Source organism: Amphritea sp. (assembly GCF_050300915.1).
Classification (GTDB): Bacteria; Pseudomonadota; Gammaproteobacteria; order Pseudomonadales; family Balneatricaceae; genus Amphritea.
On record NZ_JBNKYN010000052.1, the window covers coordinates 24,623 to 32,439 of the forward strand.

Annotated in this window: 9 protein-coding genes; 5 read left to right on the forward strand and 4 right to left on the reverse strand. The window is 49.5% G+C overall.

Going from position 1 to position 7,817, the window contains the following annotated elements; genetic code table 11:
* The first annotated feature begins 200 nt into the window (after nt 1-200).
* From ACQY8X_RS13945 to ACQY8X_RS13960, 4 genes are all read left to right on the forward strand, one after another.
* The gene (locus ACQY8X_RS13945) at nt 201-1,163 is read left to right on the forward strand and encodes a diguanylate cyclase domain-containing protein (protein ID WP_428035747.1); all 963 of its coding nucleotides are present in this window, start codon (nt 201-203) and stop codon (nt 1,161-1,163) included.
* 104 nt (nt 1,164-1,267) lie between these two features.
* Nucleotides 1,268-2,074, forward strand: coding sequence for a hypothetical protein (locus ACQY8X_RS13950; RefSeq protein WP_428035748.1), 807 nt, complete (start codon nt 1,268-1,270; stop codon nt 2,072-2,074).
* 74 nt (nt 2,075-2,148) lie between these two features.
* Nucleotides 2,149-3,108 (forward strand): sensor domain-containing diguanylate cyclase, encoded by a 960-nt coding sequence (locus ACQY8X_RS13955; protein ID WP_428035749.1) that lies wholly within the window; start codon nt 2,149-2,151, stop codon nt 3,106-3,108.
* A gap of 354 nt (nt 3,109-3,462) precedes the next feature.
* Nucleotides 3,463-4,323 carry an AraC family transcriptional regulator gene (locus ACQY8X_RS13960; RefSeq protein ID WP_428035750.1) on the forward strand — a complete coding sequence of 287 codons (861 nt, stop codon included), beginning with the start codon at nt 3,463-3,465 and terminating at the stop codon, nt 4,321-4,323.
* Between the two features lie 225 nt (nt 4,324-4,548).
* On the opposite strand, the gene ACQY8X_RS13965 is transcribed toward ACQY8X_RS13960, so the two are convergent.
* The 4 genes from ACQY8X_RS13965 to ACQY8X_RS13980 form a co-directional block, all read right to left on the reverse strand.
* The gene (locus ACQY8X_RS13965) at nt 4,549-5,136 is read right to left on the reverse strand and encodes a CBS domain-containing protein (RefSeq protein WP_428035751.1); all 588 of its coding nucleotides are present in this window, start codon (nt 5,134-5,136) and stop codon (nt 4,549-4,551) included.
* Between the two features lie 54 nt (nt 5,137-5,190).
* Complete coding sequence (locus tag ACQY8X_RS13970; protein WP_428035752.1) at nt 5,191-5,535, reverse strand: hypothetical protein; 345 nt, start codon at nt 5,533-5,535, stop codon at nt 5,191-5,193.
* A gap of 281 nt (nt 5,536-5,816) precedes the next feature.
* The gene (locus ACQY8X_RS13975; protein ID WP_428035753.1) at nt 5,817-6,215 is read right to left on the reverse strand and encodes an MAPEG family protein; all 399 of its coding nucleotides are present in this window, start codon (nt 6,213-6,215) and stop codon (nt 5,817-5,819) included.
* An 89-nt stretch (nt 6,216-6,304) separates the two neighbouring features.
* Nucleotides 6,305-6,898: a TetR/AcrR family transcriptional regulator gene (locus tag ACQY8X_RS13980; protein ID WP_428035754.1), complete on the reverse strand. Its 594-nt coding sequence runs from the start codon at nt 6,896-6,898 to the stop codon at nt 6,305-6,307.
* Between the two features lie 237 nt (nt 6,899-7,135).
* Between ACQY8X_RS13980 and ACQY8X_RS13985 the strand changes: the two genes are divergently transcribed.
* The gene (locus ACQY8X_RS13985) at nt 7,136-7,702 is read left to right on the forward strand and encodes an HD domain-containing protein (RefSeq protein ID WP_428035755.1); all 567 of its coding nucleotides are present in this window, start codon (nt 7,136-7,138) and stop codon (nt 7,700-7,702) included.
* Nucleotides 7,703-7,817: the final 115 nt, after the last annotated feature.

Here is a 7,817-nt window from a genome sequence, read left to right on the forward strand (position 1 = left end):
CTACGCTTGCGTTCAAAGATGCGATTAAATTCTTTTAGGTTCTCAGTTTAAGTATTGAAGAGTATTTTTCTGTCAGAAGTAGGTTATATTTGAGTCACTGACTTTTTTGGTCACAAAAATTTGTTAATTTTAGTGAAGATAAAAAATTGAGAGGCTGTGGCTTCTATTATTAAAACCTGCGCTTCAAGGAGTGAGACAACGTGATTGATCAAGAAGATGATGTATATAAGACTCTGCTTGAGTCAACCAATGCTATTCCCTGGAAGATAAACTGGGAGACTAAGGCGTTTGAGTATATCGGGCCACAGATCGAACAACTGTTAGGCTGGAGCCAGGACAGCTGGGTTTCTGCTCAGGACTGGATCGATCGGATTCACGCTGAAGAGCGGGATGATACGGCACAATACTGCATCAATTTGTGTGAAAAAGGCACGGATCATGAAGCCGACTACCGTGCGCTTACCGCTGATGGCCGGTATGTCTGGGTGCGTGACGTTGTCCATGTGATTCGTAAGAATGATGTGACGACTGCCCTGGTGGGTTTTATGTTTGATATCTCCGAGCGAAAGGCGATGGAGGAGGAGCTTCAACGGGCAAATAAAAAGCTCGAAGCGCTCTCATATCTGGATGGCCTTACCGGGGTTCCCAATCGTCGCCTTTATGACCAGACGCTGGCCAGCGAGTGGGCACGGGCGCTCCGCTCCGCTAGCTCGCTCTCCCTGATCGTTATTGATATTGACCACTTTAAAGACTACAACGATCAGTGCGGACATATTCAGGGTGATGAATGTCTGCGACAGGTGGCAGAAGCGCTGCAGAGTGTTGCCGTGCGCTCAACCGACTTTTTTGCCCGTTATGGTGGTGAAGAGTTTGTGTTGTTACTGCCGGATACCGCCCGCGAAGCTGCCCGCGATATTGCTGAGCGTTGCCGTCGTTGTATTCTTGAACTTGCCTTGCCGCACCCGGCATCAAGCTCTGGGCCGCTGCTGACTATCAGCGCTGGTGTTGCCAGTATGGAACCGAAGCCCGGTGATGATCCGAGTGAGCTATTTTCAACCGCTGACCGAATGTTGTACCAGGCTAAACGTAATGGCCGCAACCGCTTTGCCTGCAGCTGGCCTGTTAAGGCAAGCGATGCTGAAACAAATCTGGCAGCAGGTTAAACCTGCCTGAAGCGGTTTTTGCACGCTCACTGTGGTGATAATGGCAATGGCTTGTTAGTGCCGGTTTGTTTTGCGCGGGTGCTACCCGACAGAGAGGAGTATATATGAGTCAACAGAATAAGAGTCTGCTGGAAAAAACCATTGTACAAAGCGTACAGCTAACCCGCTATGCGGTGAAAGATGGCGAACCCACGAGTAAGGTTGTCATGAGCACCGAGGGGGAGATCGCCTTTGTGGAGAAGGGGGTTACCAACTGGGTGATGGATATTGCCTCACCACAGACAATCGCCCCCATGTCACCGGACACACCTCATGTGGTAGTGAATGCACGTTGGTATACCGCCCAGGAAGCGCTGGAAGCGGGTATTGAGGTTGTTCATGGTGGTAGCGCTAATAGTTTTGGTAGTATGGGAACCCTGCTGGTTCCCGATGGTTTTGAGATACCGACAGTCACCGCAACCCGGGGTAATGTTAAGTATTATGGCCTTTCGCTGATTGAAACCGGTGAGCACTTCTCAATATCATCAGCCAGATATCAGACCGCGATGATGCGCTATGATTATGGCAAAGACTATAAGAAAGATTTCCTCATGCAGCCTGCGGGTGGCGGCGGTATCTTTGTCGAAACCCATGACTTTCCTCATGTACATATTCCCCTTTTTGAAACCTGTGGCGGTTATATTGTAATTGGTAAACAGGTGGCTGGCGCATATCACTTTACGGCCTTCAGGATTCCCTTTGGTTATGCCCTGATTACTCCCTCCGGCACCATTCATGGAGATGGCACGCTGGTGGGTGAATACGGCCTGACGGTAGCCGATTCTGCGCTGGCTGGGGCTGATACCGTACTGCTGTATAACGAGAACACCCTGAGTATGGCGCAGGGTGTGGTGCCTGACTGGCCCAACTAAATAGTATTGAGTGTTTAATCAGTGTCCTGAAGTTGTACTATCCTGTTACTTTATGTTGCTAGGGGAACGATGACGTGATCGATGAAGATAAAGATGGCGTATACAAAACGTTACTGGAATCGACTAACGCAATTCCCTGGAAAATGAATTGGGCAACCAAGACATTTGAGTATATTGGCCCACAGATTGAACAGCTGCTGGGCTGGTCTCAGGGTAGCTGGGTATCTGCACAGGACTGGATAGACCGTATTCATAAAGATGAAAGGGAGCAGTCAGCTAACAGCTGTATCGCCTTAAGTGATAAGGGGTTTGATCACGAAATCGACTATCGGGCACTGACCGCCAGTGGTGAGTATGTCTGGGTGCGGGATGTTATTCATGTTATCCGCGAAGAGGGCGTCACTAAATCGCTGATTGGCTTCATCTTTGATATATCCGAGCGTAAGGCGCTGGAAGATGAGTTGCAGCGCGCCAACAAAAGGCTGGAAATACTCTCCTTCCAGGATGGCCTCACCGGCGTTGCCAACTGGCGTCTTTATGATCAGACCCTGGCGCGGGAGTGGGCGCACGGGATACGCAACCGCGCGCCACTTTCGCTGATTGTTGTCGATATCGACATGTTTAAAGAGTATAACGACCATTTTGGACATCTTCGTGGTGACGAAAGCCTGAAAAAGGTTGCTGAAGCCCTGCAGGAAGTGGTTACCCGTTCGACAGACCTGATCGCCCGTTATGGCGGAGAGGAGTTTGTCCTGCTGCTGCCGGATACCAGTCGTAAAGCCACTCTTGATATTGCCGAACGTTGCCGCCAGGCGGTCTTCGAACTCTCAATCCCTCACCCAGCCTCTAACGTTGGAACCGTGCTGACCATCAGTGCAGGCGTTGCCTCTATGGTGCCAACCGAAAAGGTTGATCGTTCCTCTCTTTTTGCTACCGCAGATAAAATGCTTTATCAGGCGAAACACAATGGCCGGAACAAGGTGGTGTGCAGCTGGCCGCAGGGAGTGGCGCGCGCAAAGCGTGAGAGTAGTTAGAACGGACTCGCAAAGAACGCGAGAGACGCTAGAACGGAAACTGCGTTTCCTGCTAGTGGTTAGACGCGACTGCGTCGCTTGCTAGATAAAAGCCGTCGCTCGTTGTTCATCGTTCGGAAAGCAAAATGCCTCTAGGATGTGCCTTTGAAAATGCATTAAATACGTTAAAACTCAGTATCACTACCCGCTTTTTCGCTTTTTCTAACAACTAGCAAGTCACGCAGTGACGTCTAACGACTGCTTTACCCACGCAGTGACGTCTGACGATTGTCTTTATAATTCAGCAACGGGGGTCAGGATTCTGTCCCGGCTCAGTGCGATCATTAGCCCTGCAATGAATGCTGAGGAGTTTGCATGAGTTTGAAAAGGGAAGATCCGCGTATCAACAGGGTCTGTGATTATATTAATCAGAATCTTGATTCTGAGTTGACGCTGGATCAACTTAGTGGAGTCGCTTCACTATCGAAGTATCACTTTCATCGACTATTCACTGTCTTTACCGGCGTCAGTGTCGTGCGTTTTATCCAGCTGATGCGATTAAAACGGGCCTCTTTCCGGTTGGCGTTTGAACAGGAACAGCGAATTATTGATATCGCTTACGAGGCAGGGTTTGACAGCCCTGAAGCCTTTTCCCGGGCGTTTAAACGCATAATCGGACAGTCTCCTACAGGATTCAGGGCATCGCCTGAGTGGCCGCAATGGCACTCTAAATTCCAGTTTGATATGCCTTCAGGAGGCACACTGAAAATGAATGTTGAGATTATGAATTTTGCCGAAACCCCGGTCGCGCTGGTTGAGCATAAAGGCCCCAGAGAGCAGGTACTGAATGCGGTGGGGCAGTTTATTGCCTGGCGAAAAGAGACCGGACTGTCTCCGGTGAAAACCAGTCAAACCTTTGGCGTACCCTACAATGACCCCAATACCTCAGCGCCGGAAGATTTCCGCTTCGATGTCTGTGGTTCGTTTGACGGAGAGGTGCCGGAGAATGGTTATGGTGTGAAGTCCGGGGTTATTCCCGGAGGGCGTTGTGCCGTGGTTCGTCACCGGGGCAGTCACGATAACATTGATGAGAGCATCTATTATCTGTACCGCACATGGCTGCCCGATAGCGGGGAAGAGTTAAGAGACTACCCCTGCTTTTTTCAATACCTGAACTTCATCAACGAAGTGGATGAATGTGATCTGTTAACCGATATTTATCTGCCGCTTAAATAGTTAATTCATTAGTGAATAAAAAGCCCGGCATAAAAACCGGGCTTTGATAAACGAGCCATTCACTTAAATGCAGATCATGACCCGTTATACTACTGCCCGGACATCACCCCGGACAATAGCCCCCTCAAACCGAGTCTTCTGCGTTGTCTATTATGCTCTTGCCAGCCTCTGACAAGCAGCGAAGCCGCGTCTAGCCAGTCGCGTAGCGACGATCTGGCCGCTCTATCAAGTATCCTGTCCGGCAAACATCACGTTAACAACTTCACGGAAGTGAGCCGCTTTCCTGGAGATATCTACCGGCACTTTCAGGCGGCGGGCGATATCACTGGAGGAGATCACCCCCCGAATTTCATGCTTTACCGCATCCACAACCAGCATGTGCGGTGTACCAGTATGCTGCAGGGTGCGCAGCAGGTCACCGATGCAGGCATGCTTTATTTCGCTCAGGGGCATCGCGTGTAACCGTTCGCGAGGGGTCATTACCTCTTTGATTGAAATATCATGCCGTTTCAGTCCGGCAGAGGTGGCGATACTCAGGGCGGAACGGCTTTCCAGGTCAGCGATGGTGAGTAGTCCGCGAAAGTTCTCGTCCTTATCGATTACCAGAACGGAGCGGACATGCACCTTACGCATCATCTGTCGGGCTTCATCAATGGATACGTCCTGCTCCATCATCAGTGGCTGAACCTTTTCAAAATCGGTCATTACCTCGATAGCGCTGGTGTCCAGTGTGTATTCATGTAGTTCGTCCGGGCGGGCGATATGATCGGATGCATCCAGAAGGATAGTTTTCAGTTCATTATAATTATTCATAGCGTAATCCTGCCTTATAGGCTGTCATCAATAGATAAAAAGAGTGATGAGTAATTAGCTGAGGGTTGGTGGTGCTCGTGGGGATGGTGCAACCCAGCGTATGCTGGATGGCTGTGATTGCTCGGGGTAAATTTCAACGACTTCCGGTGATTTCACCGTGTTAACAGTCAGAGTTGCGGGGATGAGAGTGCACGGCTGATCATCTCCGCCAACCGAAGCCGGAAGCAGCAACTGTTCTGCATTACTTTCATTCACCGATAGTAACTGTTCGGCCAGGGGTTCAAGGGTGAGCCCCCGGCTTTGCATGACAACCAATACCAGCAACAGTACTAACGCAAACCACCATTGAGTATGGCGGGGGGCGCTATGGGGTGAGGTAGTGCTATCTGTGTGCTTCATAAATTTCAGTGTAGGCTAAAACGCACAGAGGTGAAATCCTGAAACGTAAAAATTATCGGGAGGTTCGAATTTTGAATCGCTTTGACTCGCGAAAAACGCGAGAGTCGCTAGAGCGGACTCGCAAAGAACGCGAGAGTCGCTAGAACGGAAACTTCGTTTCCTGCTAGTGGTTAGACGCGACTGCGTCGCTTGCTAGGGAAGAGCCGTTGCTCGAAAGAGCAAAAGCCTGGGCAGGTTCTTCAGCAATCAGTTGGTTGTGGCCACTCTGCAAAGCGCCCGGACTATGATAGTAACGCTAACAGCAAGGTCATCTGACAACCAACGCCGACCAGAAAGGCTACTGTTCTGAGTGGGATAGGGAAGCCAAATATACTAAAACCATAATGGCCAACCCGGGTGAAAAAATAGACCATACAAGCCGTTTCCGTCGCATGGCTGCTGACGCCACTCAGATGAACCAGAATCACCAGAGGCGCAAAAATAACTAAGTTTTCAACCGCATTATTATGTGCCCTCATCGCTCTGTCGGCCCACCGGGCTTTTGGTGGCGGATCAGGCAGAGGGAACCAGGCTAAAGAGGGGGGGCCCAGCTCCTTGATACGGTTCCCAATGTAAGGAATCCAGAGAGATGCCGTTAATGCAATGGTTAATGTCAGCCAAAACAGTTCAGTTGTCATCATATTTCTCCCATTAATATCGAATAAAAATCATCGTTTAACCATTGGCATAGTGCCTGATGACTGTGTTCTGAAGAGCAGCCATATATTGGCTAACACAGCATATCCACAGCACCTGAGTACATGGTTTCCAGAGAGGTGCGCGACTCACCGCCTCTGGCTCTCACCGCCAGACTCTGCAGTGTTGCGTGCAGGAGTTTAGCCACATTGTTGGCATCGCGATCCTTTGGCCAGCTTCCGTCTTGCTGGGCAGCCAATAAACGTTTTTCAATCACAGAATCAACTCTGTTAATAACAATTTCGAGGTCCTCCCTGATCTCTGGATGTGCCGCCGCCTCCACAACCGCGGTAGAGGTGACAAAGCAGCCAAGGGGGACAGTACCGGTAAAATAAGTATCCAGAGCTGTGCGATAAAACTGCTTCATCGCTTTGTTTAAATCCGGTTCGCCGAAAAGCTCCCTATCTAACTGCTCACCCAGTTCAGCAACAAACCGGGCAAACGCCTTGCGATAAATAGAGGTTTTATTCCCAAACGCATTATAAATACTGGGCCGGTTCATCTTCATCGCAGCAGCCAGATCATCCAACGACGTGGCTGTAAGGCCTTTCGTCCAAAAAACCTGAATGGCGTTATCCAAAGCCTCGTTGTGATCATACCCAGGAGGGCGTCCACGTTTTTTCATCATTCAGTACCGCCAGAAATAAGTGATTGACACGTTTTCAAGATTGTTAATATATTATTATGCGAATCAGTACAAAAAACAAGAGAGGATTCGATGACACTCACAAATACAAAGTCTTTACCATCAAAGCCCTGTTTGATCTGTCGTTTTATATCAGCCGATATAACCCACGCTTATCAGCGAACACGCCGATTTATTTCGCGTGAGCAGATCCAGTACGTTGCAAGAGAGGCATACCAGGTGCCCGACTCTCAACATTGCCAGAAGGCATTAGCGCTGGTTACTCAATACAGCCCGGATCACCTGGTTAACCATTGTTTGCGAAGCTACGCTTTTGGTGTGGCGATGGCACACAAGGTAAAGCAGCCCTTTGATAAAGAAGTGTTTTTTCTTGGCGCAATAATGCATGACCTTGGATTAACTCCAACATTTGATACCGGGGACACTTTTGAGATTGATGGAGCAAAAGCCGCGAGATCATTCTGTATTGAACATCAGCTCAACCCTGAAAAAGCCGATTTAGTCCACGAGATGGTTGCTCACCACAACACCGTGGGTGTTGCACATAAGCTCGATCCAGAGATTGCACTGTTACACTATGGTGCCGGGGCGGATGTCGCGGCCCTGTGGGTTCGTGATATTCACAAGAAAACACTAGCCGAAGTGCTATCAGAATATCCCCGACTGGATTTTAAAGAGGGGATGATAAAGCTTCTCTCCGACCAGATTGAGAGAAAGCCGAACAGCTATATGGCTCCACTGATTGCACTGGGGTTTCTGAAAAAAATAGAGAAAACATCGTTTTAGGCTCGCAAAGAGCGCGAGAGTGGCTAGGGCTCGCAAAGAGCGCGAGAGTGGCTAGACGTCACTGCGTGACTTGCTAGTCGTTAGACGCGACTGCGTCGCTTGCTAGGGAAGAGCC